Below are 22,304 nucleotides of genomic sequence, written 5' to 3'. Positions count from 1 at the left end.
CCGTTTCCTCCGCCGGGAAGTTGCGCTAAGGGGAGGCCATGACTATCAAGCCTCTCATCATCCTGCCCGATCCCCTGCTGCGTCAGGTATCCGCGCCCATCGAGCGCGTCGATGCCGAGCTTGAGCAGTTCATCGATGACATGCTCGAAACCATGTACGAGGCCCCCGGCATCGGGCTGGCCGCGATCCAGGTCGGCGTGCCGCGCCGTCTCCTCGTGATCGACCTTGCCAAGGAAGGCGAGGAGCCCGCGCCGCTGGTCTTCATCAATCCGGAGATCCTGACGAGCTCCGACGAGCGCTCGGTCTATGAAGAAGGCTGCCTCTCGATCCCGGACTATTACGCCGAGGTTGAACGCCCCGCCTCGATCACGGTCAAGTCGATCGGCCGCGACGGCAAGGAGACGGTGACCGAGGCCGATGGCCTGCTCGCCACTTGCCTTCAGCACGAGATCGACCATTTGAACGGCGTGCTCTTCATCGATCATATCTCCCGCCTCAAGCGCGAGATGGTGATCAAGAGGTTCACCAAGGCCGCCCGTCAGAAGATCTGACATCGAGCAAATTCAGCAAAAGTGCGAAGCGGTTTTGCGTTCGGAATTGCGTAAAAACAAAATGATAGAGCATTGACGGCGTCTCCGTTTTCGCCGGAAATGCTCTGGGCGTCGTTCAACCCCGCGCTTGAAGGCTGACAAAATGGCACTTCGCATCATCTTCATGGGTACGCCGGACTTCTCCGTCGCGACCCTGAAAGCGCTGCATGCGGCGGGCCACCAGATTGTCATGGCTTATTCGCAGCCGCCCCGTCCCGGTGGCCGCCGTGGCCTCGACCTGCAGAAATCTCCCGTTCATCAGGCGGCCGAAGACCTCGGCATCGAGGTCCGTCATCCCCTGAACTTCCGTGATGCCGCCGATCGCGAAGCCTTCGTCGCACTCCAGGCTGATGTCGCCGTCGTCGTCGCCTATGGCCTGCTGCTGCCCGAAGCGATCCTCAACGGCACGCGTCTCGGCGCCTATAACGGCCATGCCTCACTCCTGCCGCGCTGGCGGGGAGCCGCGCCCATCCAGCGGGCCATCATGGCCGGCGATGCCGAGACAGGCATGATGGTGATGAAGATGGATAAGGGCCTCGACACCGGTCCCGTCGCGCTGACCCGCAAGGTCGCCATCGGCCCCGATATGACAGCCGGCGAGCTACACGATGCCCTGAGCCTCGTCGGCGCCGAAGCCATGGTCGAGGCGATGGCGAGGCTTGAAGCCGGTACGCTGGAAACGGTCACACAGGCCGAAGAGGGCGTGCTCTATGCGGCCAAGATCGACAAGGCCGAAACCCGCGTCGACTTCTCCCGCCCGGCGACCGAGGTGCACAATCACATCCGCGGCCTCTCGCCCTTCCCGGGTGCCTGGGCAGAGATGGACGTCAACGGCAAGCCCGAGCGCGTCAAGCTCCTCGCCTCGGGCCTCGCGGAAGGGCAGGGCGCAATCGCGACCGCCGGCACAGCCCTCGACGATCGCCTGACGATCGCCTGCGGTACGGGCGCTGTAAACCTGGTCCGTCTGCAGAAGGCCGGCGGCAAGGCATTGAATGCGGAGGACTTCCTGCGTGGCACGCCACTGCCCAAGGGTACGGTGATCGCCTGATGCCCCGTTTCCGAATGACCGTCGAATATGATGGCTCGGCCTATGTCGGCTGGCAGCGCCAGGAAAACGGCCATTCGATCCAGGCGGCCCTCGAACAGGCGATCCTGTCACTCACCAGCGAGACCGTGGTCATCCGGGGTGCCGGCCGCACCGATTCCGGCGTCCACGCCATGGGCCAGGTGATCCATGCCGATCTCTCCCGCGCCTGGGTGCCACACAAGCTGCGCAATGCGCTGAACGCTCATCTGGCAATGGCGTCGGAACAGGTCGCCGTGCTCGATGTGCAGGCCGTGCCGGACGAGTTCGACGCCCGCTTCTCGGCGCTCCGCCGCCATTATCTCTATCGCATCATCACCCGCCCGGCGCGTCTGGCGCTGGAGGACAAGCGTGCCTGGTGGGTGCCGAAGCCGCTCGATCCCAAGGCCATGCACGAAGCTGCCCAGCAGCTCGTCGGTCACCACGACTTCACCACCTTCCGCTCCGCCCATTGTCAGGCGAAAAGCCCTTTGAGGACGCTCGATCGCCTGGATGTCACGTGCTCTGGTGAACTGATCGAGATCCGCGCCACCGCCCAGAGTTTCCTGCATAACCAGATCCGCTCCTTTGCCGGCACGTTGAAGCTCGCGGGCGAGGGCAAGATGACGCCCTCAGATGTGCGCGCAGCACTGGACGCCCGCGACCGTGCAGCCTGCGGACCAGTCGCGCCACCGGAGGGACTGTTCTTCATGAGGGTGGATTACCCTGGCGATGAGCCGTTTAGCGGCTAAGATGCGTTTTCAGCCTGGATAAACGCCGAGATAGCGTTCCAGCACTTCCGCGATGATCATCGACGGCACAAGCAGTACCATGATGATGGTCGAGACCATCAGCAATTGGTCGCCTACGATCATCCTGACGATGCGGAAAAGAGCCGCGATCAGCGTGATCATCAGCAAGAGCCACAGGAATGCCACGACACCGGCAAGCGCTGGCAAGAACATCATCAACAGCACCAGCAGGCCGTAGGAATAGGATACCGGCACGGCGAGCCAGTTGATCGCCACGACCATCGATGCGTATTTGTCGCCGATCCCGACCATCCAGCAGAGAATGCCGAGCAATATCAGCGGAAACAGCCAGTTGGACGCCTCGACCAGCGCCAGGCGGAAGAAGAACAGGCCGCCCGTCTCAGTGCCCTCTGGCAGGCCCTGCATATAGAGCAGGCGCCACCAGGCAAAGGAGATCAGGATCGCAGGCAGCGCCCAGAGGATCGCCCAGAAGGAGCGCATCGCGCCCCGGTCGGTAAAGTCGAGATAGGCAAAGCCTGAGGGATCCTGCTTGAACAGCAGCCAGAGGCCCTTGAGATAGAACTCGACCTCCTTAAGCGTCGGCATGGGCAAACCACTGCTCGATGAAGGTCTGGTAGATCACGGTCAGCGTTTCCAGATCCGAGACGGCGACCCGTTCGTCGACCATATGCATGGTCTGCCCTACGAGGCCGAATTCGACGACCGGGCAGTAATCCTTGATGAACCGGGCATCCGACGTGCCGCCGGTCGTCGAGAGCTTCGGCGTCTTGCCGGTCACCGTCTCGATTGCCCCCGACAGCGAGGCAATCAGCGCGTTGTTGCGCGTCAAGAAAACATGGCTTGGCCGTTCCGACCAGGTGATGTCGTAGCCGATCGCTGCACGATCCGGCCGCAGCTCGGGATCAACAGCGGCCGCATCGAGACGGCGCATGATCTCGGCCTTGACGCTATCGGCGGTCCAGACATCGTTGAAGCGGATGTTGAACTTGAAGCGCGCCGAAGCCGGAATGACATTCGTCGCCGCATTGCCGACATCGATGGTGGTGACTTCGAGGTTCGACGGCTGGAAGTTCTCCGTGCCGGTGTCGAAGGCCGGGAACATCAGGCTTTTCGCCAGCGACAGCGCGCCGCGCACCGGATTGTCGGCGAGATGCGGATAGGCCGCGTGACCCTGCACGCCCTTGACCGTCACTGTGCCCGACACCGAGCCGCGCCGGCCAATCTTGATCATGTCGCCGAGATGATCCGGATTGGTCGGCTCGCCGACCAGGCAGGCATCCCAGCGTTCACCACGTTCCGCCGCCCATTCGAGCAGCTTCACCGTGCCGTTGACGGCAGGGCCTTCCTCGTCGCCGGTGATCAGCAGCGAGACCGAACCCTTCGGCACCTTGCCGGCTTCGACCAGTCGGGCATAGGCGGCGATGAAGCAGGCGATCCCGCCCTTCATGTCGACCGCGCCACGGCCATAAAGCATGCCGTCTCTGATATCGCCGGAGAACGGTCCGGCGCTCCAGTCTGACTCGGCACCAACCGGCACGACATCGCTGTGGCCGGCAAACATCAGATGCGGCCCATCCGATCCGGCGCGCGCATAGAGGTTTTCGATATCGGGCGTGCCCTCGTCCTTTGCGATCATGCGATCGACGCGGAAACCGAGAGGCGAGAGCAGGTTTTCGAGCACACCGAGCGCACCGCCTTCAGCAGGCGTGACGGAAGGGCAGCGAATGAGGGCCTGGAGAACATCGACGGGATTGGTAGCGGTCATGAACACTTTTACGGGATTGACCGAGGTCCGGTTCAGCCCGGCCGTCGGTGCCTTGAGAAGATGAGCCAGACTTAGCTGATCCGCCCGAACCTGTCACCCACCGCTCAGGACGAACGCATGTCCGATCCCGGCCCGTAACGGTTGTCGCCCCGCACTGGCGGCCAGACGCAGAGCACGAAGAAAAGGATCAGCGAAAAGGCAGGCAGCAGCAAGAGAACAGACGCCATGCCCGGCATGCCGATATCATGCAGCCGCTTCGTGCCGAGCATCAAGAGCGAGACGAGCGAGAGGCTCGCAGTCGTCAGGAACAGCGAAAACGAGCCGGGCGAAATGTCGTCCGATCCCGTCACGAACGCGATCACGGCCGCGTTCGCCGTCATCCAGAACAGCGTGCCGAGGATGAAGACGCGCCGACCGATGCGCCCGTCCCATTGGAAGAGCGCCCAGCCGACCGATGTCTCCCGCCCCGGCAAGGCCATGAGGGCTTAGTCGCGCAGCAGTTCGTTGATGCCCGTCTTCGAGCGGGTCTTCTCGTCGACGCGCTTGACGATGACAGCGCAGTAGAGATGCGGTGCCGGGAGACCGTTTGCCATGACGGCATTGCCCGACGGCATCGAGCCGGCAACGACGACGGAATAGGGCGGCACTTCGCCATACATCACTTCGCCGGTGGCGCGATCGACGATCTTGGTCGACTTGCCGATATAGACGCCCATGCCGAGAACAGAGCCCTCGCGGATGATGCAGCCTTCGACGACCTCAGAGCGCGCGCCGATGAAGCAATTGTCCTCGATGATCGTTGGGCCGGCCTGCAGAGGCTCGAGCACGCCGCCGATGCCCACACCGCCGGACAGGTGCACGTTCGCACCGATCTGGGCGCAGGAGCCGACCGTCGCCCAGGTGTCGACCATGGAGTTTTCACCGACATAGGCGCCGAGATTGACGAAGGACGGCATCAGAACGACGCCCTTGGAGATATAGGCCGAGCGGCGGACGACGGCGTTCGGTACGGCGCGGAAACCGGCCGAGCGGAACTCGCTTTCACCCCAGCCTTCGAACTTCGAGGGCACCTTGTCCCACCAGGTCGAAGCGCCCGGGCCGCCCTTGACGACTTCCATGTCGTTTAGGCGGAAGGAGAGGAGCACGGCCTTCTTCAGCCACTGATGCACGGTCCAGCTGCCATCTTCGCCGCGAGCAGCGACGCGAGCCTTGCCGCTGTCCAAGAGGTTGAGCGCCGTCTCGACGGCATCGCGGATCTCGCCCGTGGTGGTGGTCGAAACCGTATCGCGGTTGTCGAAAGCCGCTTCGATGACGTGTTCGAGCTGGGTGAGATCGGAGGCGCTCATCTGAATTCCTTAAACTTCGTTGTCTACCGTGGGGATGGAAACGATCAGGATCTGATCGAAAATTCGCGCAAAGCTCTAGCGCATAAAGGGCTGGAAGAAAACAGCTCGCAGGAGCTCTGCGTTTTGGAAAGGAAGAGGCATGGCACGGTGGAAGAACGGCAAGCACAGGCGCAAGGACGGATCCTGGGATCCGCTGAAGGACAGCTCGACCGACAAGCAGACGGCCGAGGTTATTCCGCGTACGCCGCAGTCGGCGTCGACCTCCTACACACTTGCCTATGTCGACGATGAATTCCTCTGCCGCGAGGAGCTTCGCCCCGTCCGCCTGCAGCTCGAACTGCTGAAAACGGAGATGATCCTCACCGAGCGCAGCATTAAGTCGACAGTGGTCATGTTCGGCGGTGCCCGCATCCCGGCCCCCGGCGAGGCGGCCTGGGCGGCGAAGAACGATATCCAGAAGAAGAACCTGGAAAACGCCTCGATCTACTACGAAGAGGCCCGCAAGTTCGCACAGCTCTGCTCCGCCCAGGCAAAGAAGATGGACTACCACGAATATGTCGTGGTGACCGGCGGTGGTCCAGGCGTCATGGAAGCGGGTAATCGCGGGGCGTCAGAGGTCGGTGCCCCCTCGGTCGGCCTCAACATCGTCCTGCCGCACGAGCAGGCGCCGAACCCCTATGTGACGCCGGAGCTCAGCTTCAACTTCCACTACTTCGCCATCCGCAAGATGCATTTCCTGATGCGCGCCAAGGCGATCACCATCTTCCCCGGCGGTTTCGGCACGCTGGATGAACTCTTCGAGACTGTGACGCTGATCCAGACCAAGCGCATGGCGCCGATCCCGCTGATCCTCTTTTCCCGCGCCTTCTGGGAGGACATCATCAATTTCCAGGCGCTCGCCGCCTTTGGCACGATTGCGCCCGAGGACCTCGATCTCTTCCAGTTCGCCGAGACTGCCGAAGAAGCCTGGAAGATCATCGCCGACTTCTACGACCTGAACGACGAAACGGCCCCGTGAGGGGCCGCCTGTCAGTTCTTCTGGTGATGTGACCGCGTAATCAGCGCATCATGATCGGCCGCTTCGGCATGTCGTCGGCGCTGATGACGCCATCCTTGTTGCGGTCCATCCGGGTGAACATCTTGTCGGCCATGGCGGTTGCTTCCGCCTGGCTGATCTGACCGTTCTCATCGGTATCCGCGACCCGCATCATCCGACCTTGGCCCCGCATGCCGTCCCGACCACCGCGATCCTCGCCGCGCTCTGCACGTTCATTGTGCCAGCCGTGGCGCTTGCCGTGTGGGCCCTTGCCTTCGCCACGCGGACCATCGTCATTTATGGCCTGTTCCTGGGGTGCATCACCCGGGGGCGGAGTGGGTGCATCGGCCTTCGCTGCTTCGCGTGCCGCCTGGCGCTCGGCCCGCATGGCTTCACGGGCTGCCTTGTTCTCTTCGCGCATGGCTTCGCGGTGCTGCCGCATCTCGCCAGGGGTCAGCACGCCGTCCTTGTCGGCATCGATGGCCGTGAACATCGCAGTCCCGGCGGCCGTCGCTTCTTCCTTGCTGATCTTGCCGTCCTTGTTCGTGTCATGCTGCTGCAGCATCTGCACGAACATCACTTCCGGACCGCCACGGCCGGGGCCGCCACGGCGCTCGCCACGGTCCTGCGCAAAGGCACCGCCGGCGGTGGTGCCGATCAGGAGAGAGGCTGCCACGGCGGCCAGCGTCAGGGTCTTGCCGTTCATTGGGATATCCTTTCGAGTGTCTGCTTCGATGGGACAACCGTAACGGCGGCAAGGCTCAGGCCCTACTTAACTCTCTGTAAGCTGCATGAAACTTTCGTAAGCTTCCGCTCACGCCTCGTCCGCGAGCAGCGCCTGCAGGAAGCTGGTGAGATCGTCGGTCAGGTAATCGACGGTTTCTGCATCGACATTCTCGACGCGCTCCCAGGTCTCCAGGATCGCCGTTCCCAGGTTGCGCGGCACGAGCAGCACCGTCTTCATGCCGAGTGCCTTCGGAACCATCAGATTGCGCGGCAGATCCTCGAACATCGCGGCATGTTTCGTGTCGATGCGGTTGAGGCTCGCGAACTTGTCGTAAGTGGCACCCGCCGGCTTCGGCACGTAATCGGCCGCGACGATGTCGAAGATGTCGTCGAAATGGTCGAGAATGCCGAGCGCCCGGGCGGCCGCCTCCGCATGCGCCACAGTGCCGTTGGTGAAGATGAACTTTCGCCCCGGCAGCCGCTTGATCGCCGAGCCAAGAGCCTCGTCCGGGATCAGGGCTGAATAGTCGATCGCATGCGCCCTCTCGAGAAAGGCGTTCGGATCGACCTTGTGATGCAGCATCAGCCCGGCAAGCGTCGTGCCGTGTTCGTGGTAGTACTGCTTCTGCAGAAGCTTCGCCTCGGCCGGTTCCATCTGCAGGATCTCCGCCACGAAGGCGGTCATGTTCGTGTCGATCTGCGCAAAGAGATTGATGTGATGGGGATAAAGCGTGTTGTCGAGGTCGAAGACCCAGTCGCGCACATGGGCGAAATCGGCAGGCGAGGGGATCTTGGCTGGGGTGTTCATCGGGTCCTCTTGGGGCAGTGCGGATGGCCTGATGACACCAGGCGCGTTGCCTCTAATTAGCATTGGTGGCCGCTTCGGGAAGTGCTATCTCGGAAAGATGGGAAAGAAGATGGCGATTTCGGCGATGGAACGGGTCGTGGTCCTGCAGGACCGCAAGCGCCTTCCCGCGCGCTTCCATCCGGTGAGCTCAGGCACGATTCGCCAGCGTCAGGCGTGAGCAGCAGAACCTGAGGCGTAAGCTCAGGCCAAACCGCCACTTTTTTGATCTCCTGCCGCAAGCCGACATCCCCGCGCTGCGGCCATTCTGGACACTCTCCCATGGAACTCTGGGCCCTCATCACGGTTGGCAGCGCCTTCCTGCAAAACCTGCGCTCGACGCTGCAAAAACACCTCAAGGGCCGGATGGGCACGACGGGGGCGACCTTCGTGCGCTTTGGCTTCGGCCTGCCCTTCGCCTTCCTCTATCTCGCCATCCTGCATTTCGGCCTCGGCCGGCCGCTGCCGGTGCCCGGAGCGACCTTCGTGATCTGGGCGGTCATCGGGGCACTCGCCCAGATCACGGCGACTTTCCTCCTGGTGCACCTTTTCTCCTTCCGCAACTTCGCCGTCGGCACGGCCTATTCACGAACAGAACCAGCCCAGGCGGCATTGCTGGCGCTGATCCTCTTCGGCGAGACGATCGGTCTTGGCACCGCAGCGGCGATCCTCGTCTCCATCCTCGGCGTCATGCTGATCTCGGTGGCCCGCACGGCCTTCACACCCTTGAGCCTCGTCACCTCGGTCAGCAGTCGCACCGCCCTGATCGGCCTTGCCTCCGGCTTCTTCTTCGGCATCTCCGCGATCGCCTACCGCACCGCCTCGCTGTCGCTCGCCCCGAGCCTGCCCGCACCGGATGCAATGGTGCAGGCGGGCTACACGCTCTGTGTCGTCATCACCATCCAGACGCTGTCGATGCTTTTCTGGATGGCCTGGCGCGACCGGGCAGAACTCACCCGCGTCCGGGCCGCCTGGAAAGTCAGCGCCCTCGTCGGTTTCGTAGGCGCCACGGCCTCCTTCGGCTGGTTCACCGCCATGACGCTGCAGCAGGTGGCGGTGGTGAAAGCCTTGGCCCAGGTCGAAATGCTCTTCACCTTTGCGTCGTCGGTGATCTTCTTCAAGGAGAGCATCAACCGGCTGGAGATTGCGGGATGCGTGCTGATCGTCTTCGGGGTGCTGTTGCTGGTTCTGGTGTGAGGGTGCGACACTCCTCTCCCCCTTGTGGGAGAGGTTACAAAATCGAGGGCTTAGCCCGATCAGGGCTAAACCTCAGATTTTGTTGGTGAGGGGATCGGTTCCGTGGCCACGACATCACGGACCCCCTCACTTGCGATTTCTGATGTTTAGGCCGCTTGCGCCGGCCTAATTCATCGAAATCGCTTTCTCCCCCACCAAGGGGGAGATCGGACCCCGCACGCCTCGGCACAGCGCTCACCTTTGCCCCGTTGCGACCCATCCCGCTGCGCGATACACCGGACGGCACAAGCGCGCCGATGGCGGGGAGACAAAAGTGCACACCAAGACACCCGCGACACCAACGATCAGCGCCGACGCCGCGCATCCATACCCGAATCGCTGGACGGCGCTGGCCGTGATGATGCTCGCGAATTTCATGAACCTGCTCGATGTCACCATCGTCAATGTCGCGCTGCCGAGCCTGCAATCCGAGCTTGGCGCGACCTCCAGCCAGATCGAATGGGTCGTGGCCGGTTACGTGCTGGTCTTTGCGCTCGGGCTCCTTCCCTTTGGACGTCTCGGCGACGTCCGGGGCAAGAAGCAGGTGTTTCTGGTCGGCGTGGCGGCCTTCACCTTTGCTTCGCTTCTGTGCGGGCTGGCACCTGATATCGGCTGGCTGGTGGCTGCGCGCCTGCTGCAAGGCGCGGGGGCTGCTGTCATGACCCCGCAGGTGCTGGCGATCGCCCAGATGATGTTTCCGCCGAAGGAGCGGGCGGCCGCCTTTTCGCTGTTTGGCCTGAGCGCCGGGCTTGCCGCCGTATCCGGCCCTATCCTGGGCGGCTGGCTGATTGCGCTCGACCTTTTCGATCTCGGCTGGCGGCCGATCTTCCTCATCAACATCCCGGTCGGCATCATGACCATTTTGCTGGGCTGGAGGCTGATCCCGGCTCTTCCGCCGAAGCCCGGTCTCAAGAACGATTTCGGCGGGATCGCGCTGGCGGCTGTCACGATCTTCTGCGTCATCTTCCCACTGATCGAGGGCCGTGGCTTCGGCTGGCCGGTCTGGTGCTTCGTTATGCTCGCCATGGCCATTCCCTTTGGGGTCGCCTTCGGCCTCTGGGAGCGGCGCCAGCACCGGCTGAAGGCACCGGAACTCCTGCCGGTCGCACTCATGAACAACCGAAACTACGTCATCGGCTCGCTGATGACCGCGACCTTCTTTTCGACCCTGCCGGGCTTCTTCCTGATCCTGGCAATGTTCCTGCAGCAGGGTTATGGGCTTACCCCGCTACAGTCGGGCATGACCACCGTGCCGTTTTCCGTCGGCATCTTCGTCGCCTCGCTGATTTCAGGGCGCCTCGGCAACATCACCCCGCGCGTGCGTGTCGTGGTCGGGGTGGTGATGGTGATCGTCGGCATGGGCCTGTTGCGGGGCGAGATCCAATCTGTGGGCGAGACTGTTGACCGCATGGCGCTCCTGCCCTGGTTCCTCCTCAGCGGCCTTGGCATGGGGATCGCGATCGCGCCAATGTTCCAGCTCGTGCTGGCGGGCGTGCCGCCTCAGGATGCGGGCGGTGGTTCTGGCGCGCTTCAGGCGATCCAGCAGGTTGGCAGTGCGCTCGGGATTGCCATCGTCAGCGAGATATTCTTCTCGGATTTGGCGCGCAATGCTGCGGAAGGCCTGAGCGGTAAGGCCGTCTATGCCGAAGGTATGGCGCTTGGGCTGATCTACAACTTCGTCGCCTATGCGATCGTCCTGATCGCTGTCCTGTCCATGCGCACCGTGACGCCGGGAAGCGAGAAGTTGGAGCGTCCGCTGCCGATCGATTGACCTGCAGCGGACGAAATCATCGGCTCAGGGAACTAGCAGCGTGCCAGCACCCGTCTCGGTGAAGAGTTCGAGCAGCACGGAATGGGCGGTCTTGCCGTTGAGGATGACGACGCCCTGCACGCCCGCCTGGATCGCCTCGATGCAGGTCTCGACCTTCGGGATCATGCCGCCCGAGATCGTGCCATCCTTGATCAGCGCATGGGCTTCGGCGACCGAGAGTTCCTTGATAAGCTTGCCGTCCTTGTCGAGCACGCCAGGCACGTCGGTGAGGAAGAGCAGGCGCGAGGCGTTGAGAGCACCGGCAATCGCACCCGCAAAGGTATCGGCGTTGATGTTGTAGGTCGCGCCGTCGCGGCCAGGCGCAACAGGCGCGATGACCGGGATCATCTCGGAGCGAGCGAGCAGGTCGAGCAGCGTCCGGTCGACTTCAACGACATCACCGACGAAGCCGAGATCGAGCACACGCTCGATATTGCTGTCGGGGTCGCGCACCTTCTTCTGCGCCTTTTCGGCAAAGACCATGTTGCCGTCCTTCCCGCAGAGACCGATCGCCCATTCGCCGGTCTGGTTGATGAGCGCGACGATTTCCTTGTTGATCGAGCCGGCGAGCACCATCTCGACGATCTCGACCGTCTTCTGGTCGGTGACGCGAAGGCCGTTCTCGAAGCGTGATTCGATGCCCATACGGGCAAGCATCGCGCCGATCTGCGGGCCGCCGCCATGCACGACGATCGGGTTGACGCCGGACTGCTTCAGAAGCGCGATATCGGCGGCAAACGCCTTGCCCAGCTCGGGATTGCCCATGGCATGGCCGCCATATTTTACCACGATGGTCTTGTTCTCGTACCGCTGCATGAAGGGCAGCGCCTGGACGAGAAGGCGGGCCTGGATTTCGCTTTCGGAAGCTGACATGGAAAACCTCGCTGTGGATCGCGGCCTTTTAGCGCATGTGTCGCCGTGATGGAATAATCGCGCCGCAATATAAGCGGCAGGTGACATGCTTCTTCTTATCGTCGCATTGTCCACCGAATATGCCGTGCTATATCAAGGCCACTGGGTGAGGGGGCTCTATGGAACGCGACGACATCGGCGGATTGCTGGCCCGGGTAGCCCTGCGGGACCGAAGCGCCTTTTCCTTGCTCTATGGTCGTATTTCGGCGAAACTTTTCGCCATATGCATCCGTATGCTCAAAGACAGGGGAGAGGCCGAAGAGGCGCTCCAGGATGTGTTCGTCAAGATCTGGCATAAGGCCGGCAGCTATACGGGCGACGGCGACAATGCCTATCCGTGGCTCTGCGCCATCGTCCGCTACCACTGCATCGATCGTCTTCGGGCGCGTCGACCGCAGGGGGAAGACATCGAGGCGGCGATCGATCTGGCGGATCTCGCGCCGGATCCGGAGCAGCATGCGATGCTTCGATCCGAGGGTGGCCGCATTGACACATGCCTGGAGGCATTGGATCCTGACAGGGCGCTCGCCGTTCGCCAGGCCTATGTGGAAGGACTGTCCTATCAGGAGCTGGCGGATCATTTCGCCGTTCCGCTGAACACGATGCGTACATGGCTGCGGCGCAGCCTTTTGAAACTGAGAGAGTGCATGGATGAGCACGCCTGACCAAAGCAAGGGAGACCGGTCGCGAGACGAAGTTCTCGCGGGCGAATATGTCCTCGGTGTCCTGAGCGGAGCCGAGCGCCAGAAAGTGGACGCGCGTCTGCGCCACGACCGGCAGTTCGCCGCCATGGTCAAGCGCTGGGAAGAGAACCTCACCCAGTTCAACGACGATTACGCCGAGGCCTCACCGCCGGATCAGCTGTTTTCGAAGATCGAGGATCGTCTGTTTGCATCGCCGGCCACCGTGGCAGCGGTGAAGGGTAGCCTGTGGAATTCGCTGGTGCTCTGGCGCGGTCTGAGCTTTGCATCGATTGCAGCGCTCGGCCTCATCGTCGGGCTCGACTATGCCGAACGCATGCGCCCGAAACCTCAGGCCGCGCTGACGGCGGACTTGGCCGGCGAGAACCAGGCCATTGCGCTGCATGCGCGCTATGACGGGAACTCCGGCCGTCTCGCCGTCACCCCCGTCGCAAGCGGCGGTGCAGATGAGAAATCGCTTGAGCTCTGGCTCGTTGAGGGTGAACAGGCGCCGATCTCGCTCGGCGTGTTGCCGCAGACCGGACAAGGCGAGCTTGATGTTCCCGAGGATCTGCGCGCCCGCCTGACGGAAGGCGTCGTGCTGGCCGTCAGTCTCGAGCCTTTTGGTGGATCGCCGACCGGAAAGGCCACCGGGCCTGTCGTCGCGCTCGGCGAAGTTCGTCCCTGACGAAGAAATTCTCTCATAAAATCAATGATGTTTTTTTCAGGCGGCCGATTTTCTCGAGCCGCCTGAAACTTGTTCGGACGACCCGCCGTCCTTGATGGTGTTCCCGCTGAGGAACGCCCCCGATGTCCCGCCCGAACCCGCAGGGACACGATCGAGAACACCAAGGATAAGAGGAAACCGTAATGTTCAAGACCGCTCTTCGCCCGCTCGCATTCTCCGCAGCCATCCTGGCAGGCGCTGCCGCAGCCTATGCCGCCAATCCGATGGTCGGCGGTGGTGAAATGCTCGAAACCAAGAACATCGTCGAAAACGCCGTCAACTCGAAGGATCACACGACGCTCGTTGCCGCCGTCCAGGCAGCCGGTCTCGTTGAAACCCTATCGGGCGCCGGTCCGTTCACCGTCTTCGCACCGACCAACGACGCCTTCGCAAAGCTGCCGGCCGGCACGGTCGACACTCTGCTGAAGCCGGAAAATAAGGCGCAGCTCACCAAGGTGCTGACCTGCCACGTGGTAGCAGCCGACGTAATGGCCGAAGCCCTCGTCAAGATGATCTCCGATGATGGCGGCGAACACGATGTCACCACGGTTGGCGGTTGCGTGCTGAAGGCGAAGGCTGCCGACGGCAAGGTCACCCTGACCGACGAGAACGGCGGCGTATCGACCGTCACCATCGCAGACGTCAAGCAGTCGAACGGTGTGATCCACGTCGTCGACGCGGTCATCCTGCCGAAGATGTAAGGAACGACGGTCCGGCCCGGTCTCCGCCGGCTAGGGCCGACCTGATCGGAGCCTGAGCGTCAAAGGCTCCGACCGATGGCCTCGCTGATTGCCCCGCGCAATTGGTCGAGGCCATCACCTTTTTCAGAGGATGTCGAGAGAACGCCAGGGAATGCGGCAGGCCGCTTCTTGATCTTTTCCTGCGTTTCCGCAATCAGCTTCGGCACGGCGGGCGCCTTGATCTTGTCGGTCTTGGTGAGCACGATCTGGTAGGAAACGGCGGCCTTGTCGAGCAGCGAGAGCACTTCGTCGTCGTTCTTCTTTATGCCGTGACGGCTGTCGATCAGCACATAGACGCGCTTCAGCGTCGCGCGACCCCGAAGATAATCGAAAACCAGCTTCGTCCAGGCATCCACATGCTCCTTCGGCGCCTGCGCGTAGCCGTAGCCCGGCATGTCGACGAGCGCCATCGGCGGCAGGTCGCCTGCCTGGCCGGAAAAGCCGTCGGGCACGAAGTAGTTGAGTTCCTGGGTGCGTCCGGGTGTGTTGGATGTGCGGGCGAGACCCTTCTGGCCGACCAGCGCATTGATCAGCGACGATTTGCCGACATTCGAGCGCCCGGCAAAGGCCACTTCGAGCGGTCCTTCCGGCGGCAGGAATTCCATCGACGGCACACCGCGGATGAAGATCCAGGGGCGGCCGAAGAGCGGCTGATCGGGCTTGTCGTGTGTTTCGGTCATAGATTAGGCCTTTCGTCAGGCGGACAGATCCGGGTTTTGGCCCGGAAAGTCAAGCAGCAGAGGTCGGAACGGGCCGCGACGCCTGCCGCGCGTGGCTGATGAGATAGGTGAAGAGGGCGGCCATCACGAGCGCCCCGCCGAGGATCGTCCGACCCGAGGGCACCTCGTTGTGGAAGATCACCATCCAGACCGGCGCGAGGATCATCTCGGCAGTCCCGATCAGGGCGGCGAGCGCCGAGGGTATCATGCGGGCCCCCGTGACATAGAGCGCCATGCCGAGGCCCAGATTGAGCGCCCCGAAGCAGAAGAGAAGCACAAGGTCCTGTCCGCCGACGGCAAAGGCTCCGGCCTGGCTGGCGGCAATCGCGGACGCGATGAACGAGCCGCCACAGGCAGCCGGCGTCATGCGTATGCCGGGATAACGGCGGGTCAGCACCGTCATGCAGGCGAAGATCGCGGGGATGGCGGCCGCCAGCGTCAGCCCGAGCACCGAACCGCCTTCGCCGATCGAGGCCGAGACCATGATCCCGACTCCGAGGATGACGGCAACGATCGCGCCCCAGGTGACCGGCGTGATCGGCTCGCCCAGCACGACCCGTGCGAGAAGGGCCGCAAATAGCGGGATCGACGCCATGAACAGCACGACATTGGCAACCGGCGTCATGGTGACGGCCAGCACGAAGAAGGTGGAGACGAGCGCAAAGCCGACGGCGATGAAGAAGCCTGGCCAGCCCATGGCACGGAAAAGACGGATCGTGCCGTCGATGCGGTCACGGACAAGCATGAAGGTGAGGAGGAAAAGACCGGCGAACAGACAGCGCCAGAACACGATCGTCCAGCCGTCCTCCACACCGATGAAGCGCTGGATAGCGCCGCCATAGCTCCAGGCGAGCGCCGAGCCGCCGACAAGCGCGATCCCGAGCCAGGAGCGGGGAGGGGTAACGGAGGTGTCTGTCATCGGCGGATCTCGTCAAAAAGAGAAAGCCCCGGCTTGGCCGGGGCTTTTGATCGTCACTTGGTGGCGGTCGGCTTTCGCCTGAACATGTTGCCGATATTCTTGAACAGTTCGATCTCGACGCCGTGGCGCTTCATGATCAGGGCCTGCTGCAGGATCGACAGCGTGTTGTTCCACGCCCAGTAGATGACGAGACCGGCGGGGAAGGTACCTAGCATGAAGGTGAAGATGACAGGCATCCAGTTGAACAGCATCGCCTGTGTCGGGTCCGGCGGGGTCGGGTTCATGCGCATCTGCAGCCACATGGTGACACCCATGATGATCGGCCAGACGCCGAGATGCAGGAAGGTGGGTGCTTCGAACGGCAGGAGGCCGAACAGGTTGATGAAGGTCGTCGGATCCGGCGCGGAAAGGTCCTGGATCCAGCCGAAGAACGGCGCATGGCGCATTTCGATGGTGACGTAGATGACCTTGTAGAGGGCGAAGAAAACCGGGATCTGGAGCAGCACCGGCCAGCAACCGGCCACCGGATTGATCTTCTCTTCCTTGTAGAGGGCCATCATCGCCTGCTGCAGGCCCATGCGGTCGTCGGCATACTTGGTCTTCAGCTCTTCGAGCTTCGGCTGCACGCGCTTCATGTTGGCCATGGAGGCATACTGCTTGTTGGCAAGCGGGAAGAAGATCAGCTTGACGACGATGGTGGTGAGCAGGATGGCGACACCGAAATTGCCGACGAGATGGAAGAAGTAGTCCATCAGGTGGAACATCGGCTTGGTGATGAAGTAGAACCAGCCCCAGTCGATCATCAGGTCGAACTTCGGAATGCCGAGGCTTTCCTGATAGCTGTCGATGACCGGAACCTGCTTGGCGCCGGCAAACAGCAGGGTCTTGACCGTGGTGCTCTGGCCAGCCGGGATGCTCAAGGCATCGTTCTTGTAGTCGGCCTGGAAGCGCGCCTGGCCATCGGTGAAGTGCGAGAAGCGAGATTCGTAAGGCAGGGTCTGCTGCGGGATCAGCGATGCGGCCCAGTACTTGTCGGTGATGCCGAGCCAGCCGCCGGTCGCCTTCGCATTGGCGATCGCCTCTTCCTCGACATCCGTATAGTCGTGTTCGACAAGGCTGCCTTCGGCGCCGAGAACGCCGAGGAAGCCTTCGTGCAGAACGAAGATCGACGGTGTCGAGGGCTTGTTGTAGCGGGTGATGCGGCCGTACGGCGCAAGGCTCGCGGCAGCCATACCATTATTCACGATCTGGTCTTCGATGGTGAGCATGTAATGTTCGTCAACGGCAATCGTGCGGGTAAAAGTGAGGCCGGCTTCATTGGTGAAGGTCAGCGTAACCGGCGTCGTCTCGGTGAGCTTGGCGCCTGCGGTTGCTGTCCAGACAGTGTTCGGGCCCGGCACGGAGCCGGCATTCTCACCAGCGATGAAGCCGAGTTCGGCAAAATAGGCGTCGCGGGTTTCAGCAGGGTTGAACAGCGTAACGATCGGGCTCGTCGGATCGACGGTTTCGCGATAGGCGCGGAGCTTCAGGTCGTCGAGGCGACCGCCGGTCAGATTGATCGAACCGGCCAGATCCTGAGTCTCGATCGCAACGCGCGCCGTGCGCGCAACGGCTGCTTCGCGGGTTGCTTCCGGATTGGCGGCTGCACTGGCCGGCAGGCTGCCATCGACGGTCGCAGCTGGGGTCGCTGCCTGCTGCTCGGCCTGGGCCTGCTGCTGCGCGATCTGGGCTTCCTGCGCCTGGCGCTGGGCCTCGATGCGCGGGTTCATGTAGAAGAACTGCCAGGCGAGGACGATCACCACCGATAAGGCAATCGCGATGAAATAGTTGCGGTTGTTCTGCATCACTCTTTCCTGGGAGCGGTCTTGTGAGACCGGGTGTTGTTCGTCTGGCGGTTTTCGATGCGGTGGATCAGCTGCCGGGACAATTGATCAAACGGGATGTCCAGCACCTCGCGCCGGGCGACAATGACATAGTCGTGTCCCGGCTGCATTGCAAACGCCGCATTCAGTCGCACAGCTTCTTTCAGCCTGCGACGCATGCGGTTTCGCTCCACTGCATTGCCGTGTTTCTTGGTGACCGTAAAGCCCACGCGGGGCGGCGCATCATTCTTGTGATCAAGCACCTCCAGAAGGAAGGTGCGACCCTTGCGCGCTTCGCCGTGCCTGACGGCGAGGAACTGAGGCCGGCTCTTGAGCCGGCCAACAGATTTCTTGGAGTCCGTGGACGTCATGGGCCCGTCATCTCGTCGGGCTCGTCCGGCCCTTAGGCCGAGAGCTTGGCGCGACCGCGACCGCGGCGTGCGTTCAAGACAAGGCGGCCGCCCTTGGTGGCCATACGCGCACGGAAGCCGTGGCGGCGCTTGCGAACAAGCTTGGAAGGTTGGAAAGTACGCTTCGACATTTATTTAATACCGCGGTGTGCGGCCCTTCTTGGGATTTGCATTGCTGCAAAAGCGTTGGTTTTATCGCACGGATAAGCCCCGTCGGGGCACCTTTCCGAACGTGCGCGGCTTATACGGTCGCGGGTCCGAAGAGTCAATCGCAGCCAGGCGGATTACCAAAGCAGGGCCCTTGCAGGCTCGGCGCTCAGATCTGCATGCATCGGCAAGCATGCTGAACCCCCTAAATTTAGGGTGAAACGAGCCATTAAACTCTCGATCCTAACATCCGAATATTCGGGAAAGTGCGCAAGGTGCGCATGGGATTAGGGTGAGTGACGTGAAGGTCAGCGGCAAGGTTTATTCATTGGTCGGCATTTTGGGGGCGGCGGCGATCGTCATCGGTGCCATGGGCGTCTTCGTGACGGTCCAGTATGGCGCGAAGACGGCAGCCCTGCTGCAGATTTCCCAGCGTGCCTATCTCGGTGAGCAGGTCAACCGCATGGTGACGGCAGTCGTCATGGAAGCCCGCGGCATTTACGCGGCGGCCAACACGGAAAAGGCGCAACCCTTCGCCGAGGGCATCCTGAAGAACCTCGACAAGATGGATGCCGCATTTGCCAAGTGGAAGCCCATGGTGCCGGAGGCGCAGAAGGCGGCCTTCGATGCGATGACGGCCAAATCGGCCGAGTTCCGCACGTTCCGCGCCGAGACGGCGCGCATCGGCGTCGAAGTCGGTCCGAAGGACGCCAATGCCCAGGGCAATACCGAAGCGAACCGCGCCAACCGCAAGGCTTTCCAGGCCGATATCGACGCTGTGGTCGAGGCCGACCGTGCCGAACTCGAGTTGATGACCAACAGCCTGGCCTCGTTCCAGAGCACCATGCTGATGCTGATCTCCGGCGTGACCCTGCTCGCGGTTGCCGTTGGTGCCGGCCTCGGCATCCATATCGGCGTCAACCATCTGAGCCGGCCGATCCGCCGCGTGACCCAAGCGATGAATGACATTGCCGGCGGCAACTTTGCCACCGAAATCCCCTATAGCGGACGTCCGGATGAGATCGGTGAAATGGCCGCCGCTGTCGAGGTCTTCAAGGAGAACGGTCTTTCCGTTCAGCGTCTGAACGCCCAGGAAAGCGCGATGCGCGCTAAGAGCGACGACCTGCAGTCCAGCATGGCGGCTGTCGTCGCCTCTGCGGCAGAAGGCGATTTCTCCCGTCGCATCGACAAGGACTATCAGGACGCCAACCTCAACCGCTTCTCCTCCAACATCAACGCGCTCCTCGCCTCGGTCGAAACGGGCGTATCGGAGACCAATCGCGTCATCGGTAGCCTCGCGGCCAATGATCTCTCGCAGGAAATGAACGGCCAGTTCCGCGGTGTGTTCGCCGAACTCCAGTCCAACGTCAACAAGTCGCTGCAGAGCCTGCGCCAGACCATGTCGGACATTCGCGGCCGCACCGATCTGATCAACGACAACACCTATCAGCTGACATCGGCCACCAACGATCTGTCCAAGCGCACCGAACAGCAGGCCGCGGCCCTGGAAGAGACCTCGGCGGCCCTGGACGAGATCACCGTCGTGGTTCGCCAGTCGAGTGAGCGCGCCCAGGAAGCCAGCCACATGGTGACCGAGGCCAAGCATAGCGCTGCACAGTCGGCGACCGTCGTCGGCGAGGCGGTCAACGCCATGGGCCGCATCGAGCAGGCCTCCCGCGAGATTTCGCAGATCATCAACGTGATCGACGAGATCGCCTTCCAGACCAATCTGCTGGCGCTGAATGCCGGCGTTGAAGCGGCCCGTGCGGGCGAAGCCGGCAAGGGTTTTGCCGTCGTCGCCCAGGAAGTCCGCGAATTGGCACAACGCTCGGCGAATGCCGCCAAGGACATCAAGTCGCTGATCACCAAGTCCGGAGAGGAAGTCTCAGGCGGCGTGAAGCTGGTGCAGCGCACCGGTGAGGCTCTGTCGGAGATCGAAAGCCGCGTCTTGAAGATCAACGATCACATCCACTCGATCGCAGCTGCTGCTAAGGAGCAGTCGACGGGTCTTGCGGAGGTCAACAGCGCCATCAACCAGATGGATCAGGTGACCCAGCAGAACGCGGCCATGGTCGAGGAAACCTCGGCATCCACGGCTAAGCTGTCTTCGGAGGCGGGCGGACTGGCGCAGATCGTGGCGCAGTTCAAGCTGGGCGAGCAGAGCCGCAGCCGTGTGGCGCCCGCAGCCGCGGCCCAGCATGCCCCCGTGGCTTCCCCGGCAAGACAGCTGGCCGGCAGTGTGGCCCGCGCCTTCGGCGGCTCCGGCCGTGCGACGGCAGCTGCTGCAGCGCCCAAGGGCGACAACTGGGAAGAGTTCTGATCCCCGCCAGGTTTCAATCTGGACATTTCGGCAAACGGTCGCGATATGCAGTGTCGCGGCCGTTTTGATTTCATGACGAAAGATTAATGTTTGCGGCAATCTTGCAGGTGGTCATGGCGTCAGCGCTCCACTAGACTAGAGACGCTGCCACACCCGAAATCTACCCTTGGGAAGACAGGAACTCGACTTGATGCTTGACCGGCAGGACAGCGATCTGCAGTCCGACCTCTCCGGAGGTTACGCCATGCCGTCCCGCATCCGCGGCCTGTCGGGCAAACTGCTCTGGCTGACCATCGCTTTCGTGATGCTCGCCGAAATCCTCATTTTTGCCCCCTCCGTAGCGACCATGCGTCAACGATGGCTGCAGGACCGGCTGAACACAGCCGCCGCTGCAAGCGTGGTGATCGACGGGCTGCAGCCGCTGGAGCTGCCGCGCGGCGTGCAGGACAGTGCTCTGGCAACGACCGGGACCAAGGCCATCGTCCTGCGCAAGGACGGCACCTCGCAGCTGCTCGCGGTCACTGAAATGCCGAACGAGGTCGACGCCGCCTTCGATCTGACAGAGTATTCCGAATTCGGCTCGATCCGCGACGCCTTGTATACGCTCTTCTTCGGCGGCGACCGGCTGCTTCGGGTCTATGGCCCGATTGCCGAAGCGAGCGACGTGACCGTCGAGATCGTCATCGATGAGGCGCCGCTGCGCAAGGCGATGCTGGGTTATGCCCGCAACATCCTCGTAGTCTCCCTGATCATTTCCGTCATCACCGCTTTCCTGATGTTCCTGGCGATCAACCGGGTGATGATCGTGCCGGTCCGGCGGCTTGCCCGCAGCATGCAGTCTTTCGCCGAAAATCCGGAGGACCGGACCCGCGTGCTGCCGGCAACGGATGGCAATGACGAGATTGCCGTGGCGGGCCGCCATCTGTCGCGCATGCAGGAGCAATTGCAAAAGACCCTGCGCCAACAGAAGACGCTCGCCGATCTCGGGCTCGCGGTGTCGAAGATCAATCACGACATGCGCAACATCCTGGCCTCAGCACAGCTGATGTCCGACCGCCTGGTTGATGTCGACGACCCCCTGGTAAAGAGCTTTGCGCCGAAGCTGCTGCGCACCATCGACCGCGCAGTCGGTTATACGAGCGAAGTCCTCTCCTATGGCCAGACCTCGGAGGCTGAGCCACGCCGTCGCCGGTTCCTGTTGTCGGAACTCTGCCAGGAAGTGCGCGACCTCCTGCATCTGAGCCCGGAAACCGGGATCGAATTCGTCGACAGTGTCGGCACGGACATCGAGGTGGATGCCGACAGCGAGCAGCTCTTCCGCGTGGTGCACAATATCTGCCGCAATGCCGTCCAGGCGCTGTCCGGCTTCACGCCGGAGGAGCCGGATCACACGCGGCGGATCACCGTTTCGGCGCAGCGCACCGGCTCTGTCGTGGCGATCATCATCGACGACACGGGGCCCGGCATGCCGCGCAAGGCTCGCGAAAACCTCTTTACTGCCTTCCGCGGCTCCGCCCGATCAGGCGGTACGGGGCTTGGTCTTGCGATTGCCCGCGAACTCGTGATCGCCCATGGCGGCACGATCGCGCTTGTGGAAAAACCCGGCCCCGGAACGATGTTCCGCGTCGAGATCCCCGACAGGCCAGTGGCTCTCGACGATTGGCGCGCCCGCGCCTGAC

General features: G+C 62.5%; 24 protein-coding genes. 12 read left to right on the top strand and 12 right to left on the bottom strand.

The annotated features are described in order from the left end of the window. Window positions 1–38 precede the first annotated feature (38 nt). The 3 genes from def (at window position 39) to truA (ending at window position 2,405) form a co-directional block, all read left to right on the top strand. The gene (gene def, locus AC02Y0_RS16670; protein WP_102020794.1) at window positions 39–551 is read left to right on the top strand and encodes a peptide deformylase; all 513 of its coding nucleotides are present in this window, start codon (window positions 39–41) and stop codon (window positions 549–551) included. A gap of 142 nt (window positions 552–693) precedes the next feature. Beyond that, a complete protein-coding gene (gene fmt, locus AC02Y0_RS16665; RefSeq protein ID WP_476379991.1) occupies window positions 694–1,638 on the top strand; it encodes a methionyl-tRNA formyltransferase in 945 nt (314 codons plus the stop codon). Next, the gene (gene truA, locus AC02Y0_RS16660) at window positions 1,638–2,405 is read left to right on the top strand and encodes a tRNA pseudouridine(38-40) synthase TruA (protein WP_476379990.1); all 768 of its coding nucleotides are present in this window, start codon (window positions 1,638–1,640) and stop codon (window positions 2,403–2,405) included. The genes fmt and truA overlap by 1 nt, the downstream gene beginning before the upstream one ends. A 9-nt stretch (window positions 2,406–2,414) precedes the next feature. Here truA and AC02Y0_RS16655 read toward each other — a convergent pair whose 3' ends face one another. From AC02Y0_RS16655 to dapD, 4 genes are all read right to left on the bottom strand, one after another. After that, complete coding sequence (locus tag AC02Y0_RS16655) at window positions 2,415–3,011, bottom strand: hypothetical protein (RefSeq protein WP_476379989.1); 597 nt, start codon at window positions 3,009–3,011, stop codon at window positions 2,415–2,417. Beyond that, entirely contained in the window at window positions 2,998–4,191 is a 1,194-nt protein-coding gene (gene dapE, locus AC02Y0_RS16650; RefSeq protein ID WP_476379988.1) for a succinyl-diaminopimelate desuccinylase, read from the bottom strand. Before dapE ends, AC02Y0_RS16655 begins: the two co-directional genes overlap by 14 nt. A gap of 104 nt (window positions 4,192–4,295) precedes the next feature. After that, window positions 4,296–4,670, bottom strand: a complete 375-nt coding sequence (locus AC02Y0_RS16645; RefSeq protein ID WP_476379987.1) for a DUF805 domain-containing protein — start codon at window positions 4,668–4,670, stop codon at window positions 4,296–4,298. A 6-nt stretch (window positions 4,671–4,676) separates the two neighbouring features. Next, on the bottom strand, window positions 4,677–5,537 hold the full coding sequence (gene dapD, locus AC02Y0_RS16640) for a 2,3,4,5-tetrahydropyridine-2,6-dicarboxylate N-succinyltransferase (protein ID WP_476379986.1): 861 nt from the start codon (window positions 5,535–5,537) through the stop codon (window positions 4,677–4,679). A 139-nt stretch (window positions 5,538–5,676) separates the two neighbouring features. Here dapD and AC02Y0_RS16635 point away from each other — a divergent pair, with 139 nt between their 5' ends. Further along, window positions 5,677–6,555, top strand: a complete 879-nt coding sequence (locus tag AC02Y0_RS16635; protein ID WP_476379985.1) for an LOG family protein — start codon at window positions 5,677–5,679, stop codon at window positions 6,553–6,555. 40 nt (window positions 6,556–6,595) lie between these two features. Here the strand turns inward: AC02Y0_RS16635 and AC02Y0_RS16630 are convergent, their stop codons facing one another. Next, window positions 6,596–7,279 carry an EF-hand domain-containing protein gene (locus tag AC02Y0_RS16630; RefSeq protein ID WP_476379984.1) on the bottom strand — a complete coding sequence of 228 codons (684 nt, stop codon included), beginning with the start codon at window positions 7,277–7,279 and terminating at the stop codon, window positions 6,596–6,598. A 108-nt stretch (window positions 7,280–7,387) separates the two neighbouring features. After that, on the bottom strand, window positions 7,388–8,107 hold the full coding sequence (locus AC02Y0_RS16625; RefSeq protein WP_476379983.1) for a pyrimidine 5'-nucleotidase: 720 nt from the start codon (window positions 8,105–8,107) through the stop codon (window positions 7,388–7,390). A gap of 31 nt (window positions 8,108–8,138) precedes the next feature. Between AC02Y0_RS16625 and AC02Y0_RS16620 the strand changes: the two genes are divergently transcribed. The 3 genes from AC02Y0_RS16620 to AC02Y0_RS16610 all read left to right on the top strand — a co-directional run bounded on the left by AC02Y0_RS16620 (window position 8,139) and on the right by AC02Y0_RS16610 (window position 11,150). Beyond that, entirely contained in the window at window positions 8,139–8,324 is a 186-nt protein-coding gene (locus AC02Y0_RS16620; RefSeq protein ID WP_476379982.1) for a hypothetical protein, read from the top strand. Window positions 8,325–8,425: 101 nt separating this feature from the next. Beyond that, a complete protein-coding gene (locus AC02Y0_RS16615) occupies window positions 8,426–9,340 on the top strand; it encodes an EamA family transporter (RefSeq protein ID WP_476379981.1) in 915 nt (304 codons plus the stop codon). A 313-nt stretch (window positions 9,341–9,653) separates the two neighbouring features. After that, on the top strand, window positions 9,654–11,150 hold the full coding sequence (locus AC02Y0_RS16610; protein ID WP_476379979.1) for an MFS transporter: 1,497 nt from the start codon (window positions 9,654–9,656) through the stop codon (window positions 11,148–11,150). Between the two features lie 24 nt (window positions 11,151–11,174). On the opposite strand, the gene argB is transcribed toward AC02Y0_RS16610, so the two are convergent. Continuing rightward, entirely contained in the window at window positions 11,175–12,062 is an 888-nt protein-coding gene (argB, locus tag AC02Y0_RS16605) for an acetylglutamate kinase (RefSeq protein ID WP_102020806.1), read from the bottom strand. A 158-nt stretch (window positions 12,063–12,220) separates the two neighbouring features. Between argB and AC02Y0_RS16600 the strand changes: the two genes are divergently transcribed. From AC02Y0_RS16600 to AC02Y0_RS16590, 3 genes are all read left to right on the top strand, one after another. Next, window positions 12,221–12,766, top strand: coding sequence for a sigma-70 family RNA polymerase sigma factor (locus AC02Y0_RS16600; protein WP_054149111.1), 546 nt, complete (start codon window positions 12,221–12,223; stop codon window positions 12,764–12,766). Beyond that, complete coding sequence (locus AC02Y0_RS16595; protein ID WP_476379977.1) at window positions 12,753–13,469, top strand: anti-sigma factor; 717 nt, start codon at window positions 12,753–12,755, stop codon at window positions 13,467–13,469. The genes AC02Y0_RS16600 and AC02Y0_RS16595 overlap by 14 nt, the downstream gene beginning before the upstream one ends. Window positions 13,470–13,651: 182 nt before the next feature. Further along, entirely contained in the window at window positions 13,652–14,209 is a 558-nt protein-coding gene (locus tag AC02Y0_RS16590; protein ID WP_102020808.1) for a fasciclin domain-containing protein, read from the top strand. A 59-nt stretch (window positions 14,210–14,268) separates the two neighbouring features. On the opposite strand, the gene yihA is transcribed toward AC02Y0_RS16590, so the two are convergent. From yihA to rpmH, 5 genes are read right to left on the bottom strand one after another with little or no spacing between them, the layout of a single operon-like run. Then, window positions 14,269–14,928, bottom strand: coding sequence for a ribosome biogenesis GTP-binding protein YihA/YsxC (gene yihA, locus AC02Y0_RS16585; RefSeq protein WP_476379975.1), 660 nt, complete (start codon window positions 14,926–14,928; stop codon window positions 14,269–14,271). Between the two features lie 49 nt (window positions 14,929–14,977). Next, a complete protein-coding gene (locus AC02Y0_RS16580; RefSeq protein WP_476379973.1) occupies window positions 14,978–15,886 on the bottom strand; it encodes a DMT family transporter in 909 nt (302 codons plus the stop codon). Window positions 15,887–15,939: 53 nt separating this feature from the next. Then, window positions 15,940–17,730, bottom strand: a complete 1,791-nt coding sequence (yidC, locus tag AC02Y0_RS16575) for a membrane protein insertase YidC (RefSeq protein ID WP_476379971.1) — start codon at window positions 17,728–17,730, stop codon at window positions 15,940–15,942. Next, window positions 17,730–18,119 (bottom strand): ribonuclease P protein component, encoded by a 390-nt coding sequence (rnpA, locus tag AC02Y0_RS16570; protein ID WP_102020812.1) that lies wholly within the window; start codon window positions 18,117–18,119, stop codon window positions 17,730–17,732. The genes yidC and rnpA overlap by 1 nt, the downstream gene beginning before the upstream one ends. Before the next feature lie 32 nt (window positions 18,120–18,151). Next, on the bottom strand, window positions 18,152–18,289 hold the full coding sequence (gene rpmH, locus AC02Y0_RS16565; RefSeq protein WP_102020813.1) for a 50S ribosomal protein L34: 138 nt from the start codon (window positions 18,287–18,289) through the stop codon (window positions 18,152–18,154). A gap of 317 nt (window positions 18,290–18,606) precedes the next feature. Here rpmH and AC02Y0_RS16560 point away from each other — a divergent pair, with 317 nt between their 5' ends. Both AC02Y0_RS16560 and AC02Y0_RS16555 read left to right on the top strand, forming a co-directional pair. Then, on the top strand, window positions 18,607–20,625 hold the full coding sequence (locus tag AC02Y0_RS16560; RefSeq protein ID WP_476384062.1) for a methyl-accepting chemotaxis protein: 2,019 nt from the start codon (window positions 18,607–18,609) through the stop codon (window positions 20,623–20,625). Between the two features lie 244 nt (window positions 20,626–20,869). Continuing rightward, window positions 20,870–22,303 (top strand): HAMP domain-containing sensor histidine kinase, encoded by a 1,434-nt coding sequence (locus AC02Y0_RS16555; protein ID WP_476384061.1) that lies wholly within the window; start codon window positions 20,870–20,872, stop codon window positions 22,301–22,303. Window position 22,304 lies beyond the last annotated feature (1 nt).

This window comes from Allorhizobium sp. nf9_anc (genome assembly GCF_056323085.1).
The sequence above is the reverse complement of the archived record's forward strand: the minus strand, read 5'-3'. Positions and strand labels throughout refer to the sequence as shown.

Coding starts and splice junctions, on each gene's coding strand:
- def (WP_102020794.1), top strand. CDS start 39: ATGACTATCAAGCCTCTCATCATCCTGCCCGATCCCCTGCTGCGTCAG.
- fmt (WP_476379991.1), top strand. CDS start 694: ATGGCACTTCGCATCATCTTCATGGGTACGCCGGACTTCTCCGTCGCG.
- truA (WP_476379990.1), top strand. CDS start 1,638: ATGCCCCGTTTCCGAATGACCGTCGAATATGATGGCTCGGCCTATGTC.
- AC02Y0_RS16655 (WP_476379989.1), bottom strand. CDS start 3,011: ATGCCGACGCTTAAGGAGGTCGAGTTCTATCTCAAGGGCCTCTGGCTG.
- dapE (WP_476379988.1), bottom strand. CDS start 4,191: ATGACCGCTACCAATCCCGTCGATGTTCTCCAGGCCCTCATTCGCTGC.
- AC02Y0_RS16645 (WP_476379987.1), bottom strand. CDS start 4,670: ATGGCCTTGCCGGGGCGGGAGACATCGGTCGGCTGGGCGCTCTTCCAA.
- dapD (WP_476379986.1), bottom strand. CDS start 5,537: ATGAGCGCCTCCGATCTCACCCAGCTCGAACACGTCATCGAAGCGGCT.
- AC02Y0_RS16635 (WP_476379985.1), top strand. CDS start 5,677: ATGGCACGGTGGAAGAACGGCAAGCACAGGCGCAAGGACGGATCCTGG.
- AC02Y0_RS16630 (WP_476379984.1), bottom strand. CDS start 7,279: ATGAACGGCAAGACCCTGACGCTGGCCGCCGTGGCAGCCTCTCTCCTG.
- AC02Y0_RS16625 (WP_476379983.1), bottom strand. CDS start 8,107: ATGAACACCCCAGCCAAGATCCCCTCGCCTGCCGATTTCGCCCATGTG.
- AC02Y0_RS16620 (WP_476379982.1), top strand. CDS start 8,139: ATGACACCAGGCGCGTTGCCTCTAATTAGCATTGGTGGCCGCTTCGGG.
- AC02Y0_RS16615 (WP_476379981.1), top strand. CDS start 8,426: ATGGAACTCTGGGCCCTCATCACGGTTGGCAGCGCCTTCCTGCAAAAC.
- argB (WP_102020806.1), bottom strand. CDS start 12,062: ATGTCAGCTTCCGAAAGCGAAATCCAGGCCCGCCTTCTCGTCCAGGCG.
- AC02Y0_RS16600 (WP_054149111.1), top strand. CDS start 12,221: ATGGAACGCGACGACATCGGCGGATTGCTGGCCCGGGTAGCCCTGCGG.
- AC02Y0_RS16595 (WP_476379977.1), top strand. CDS start 12,753: ATGAGCACGCCTGACCAAAGCAAGGGAGACCGGTCGCGAGACGAAGTT.
- AC02Y0_RS16590 (WP_102020808.1), top strand. CDS start 13,652: ATGTTCAAGACCGCTCTTCGCCCGCTCGCATTCTCCGCAGCCATCCTG.
- yihA (WP_476379975.1), bottom strand. CDS start 14,928: ATGACCGAAACACACGACAAGCCCGATCAGCCGCTCTTCGGCCGCCCC.
- AC02Y0_RS16580 (WP_476379973.1), bottom strand. CDS start 15,886: ATGACAGACACCTCCGTTACCCCTCCCCGCTCCTGGCTCGGGATCGCG.
- yidC (WP_476379971.1), bottom strand. CDS start 17,730: ATGCAGAACAACCGCAACTATTTCATCGCGATTGCCTTATCGGTGGTG.
- rnpA (WP_102020812.1), bottom strand. CDS start 18,119: ATGACGTCCACGGACTCCAAGAAATCTGTTGGCCGGCTCAAGAGCCGG.
- rpmH (WP_102020813.1), bottom strand. CDS start 18,289: ATGTCGAAGCGTACTTTCCAACCTTCCAAGCTTGTTCGCAAGCGCCGC.
- AC02Y0_RS16555 (WP_476384061.1), top strand. CDS start 20,870: ATGCCGTCCCGCATCCGCGGCCTGTCGGGCAAACTGCTCTGGCTGACC.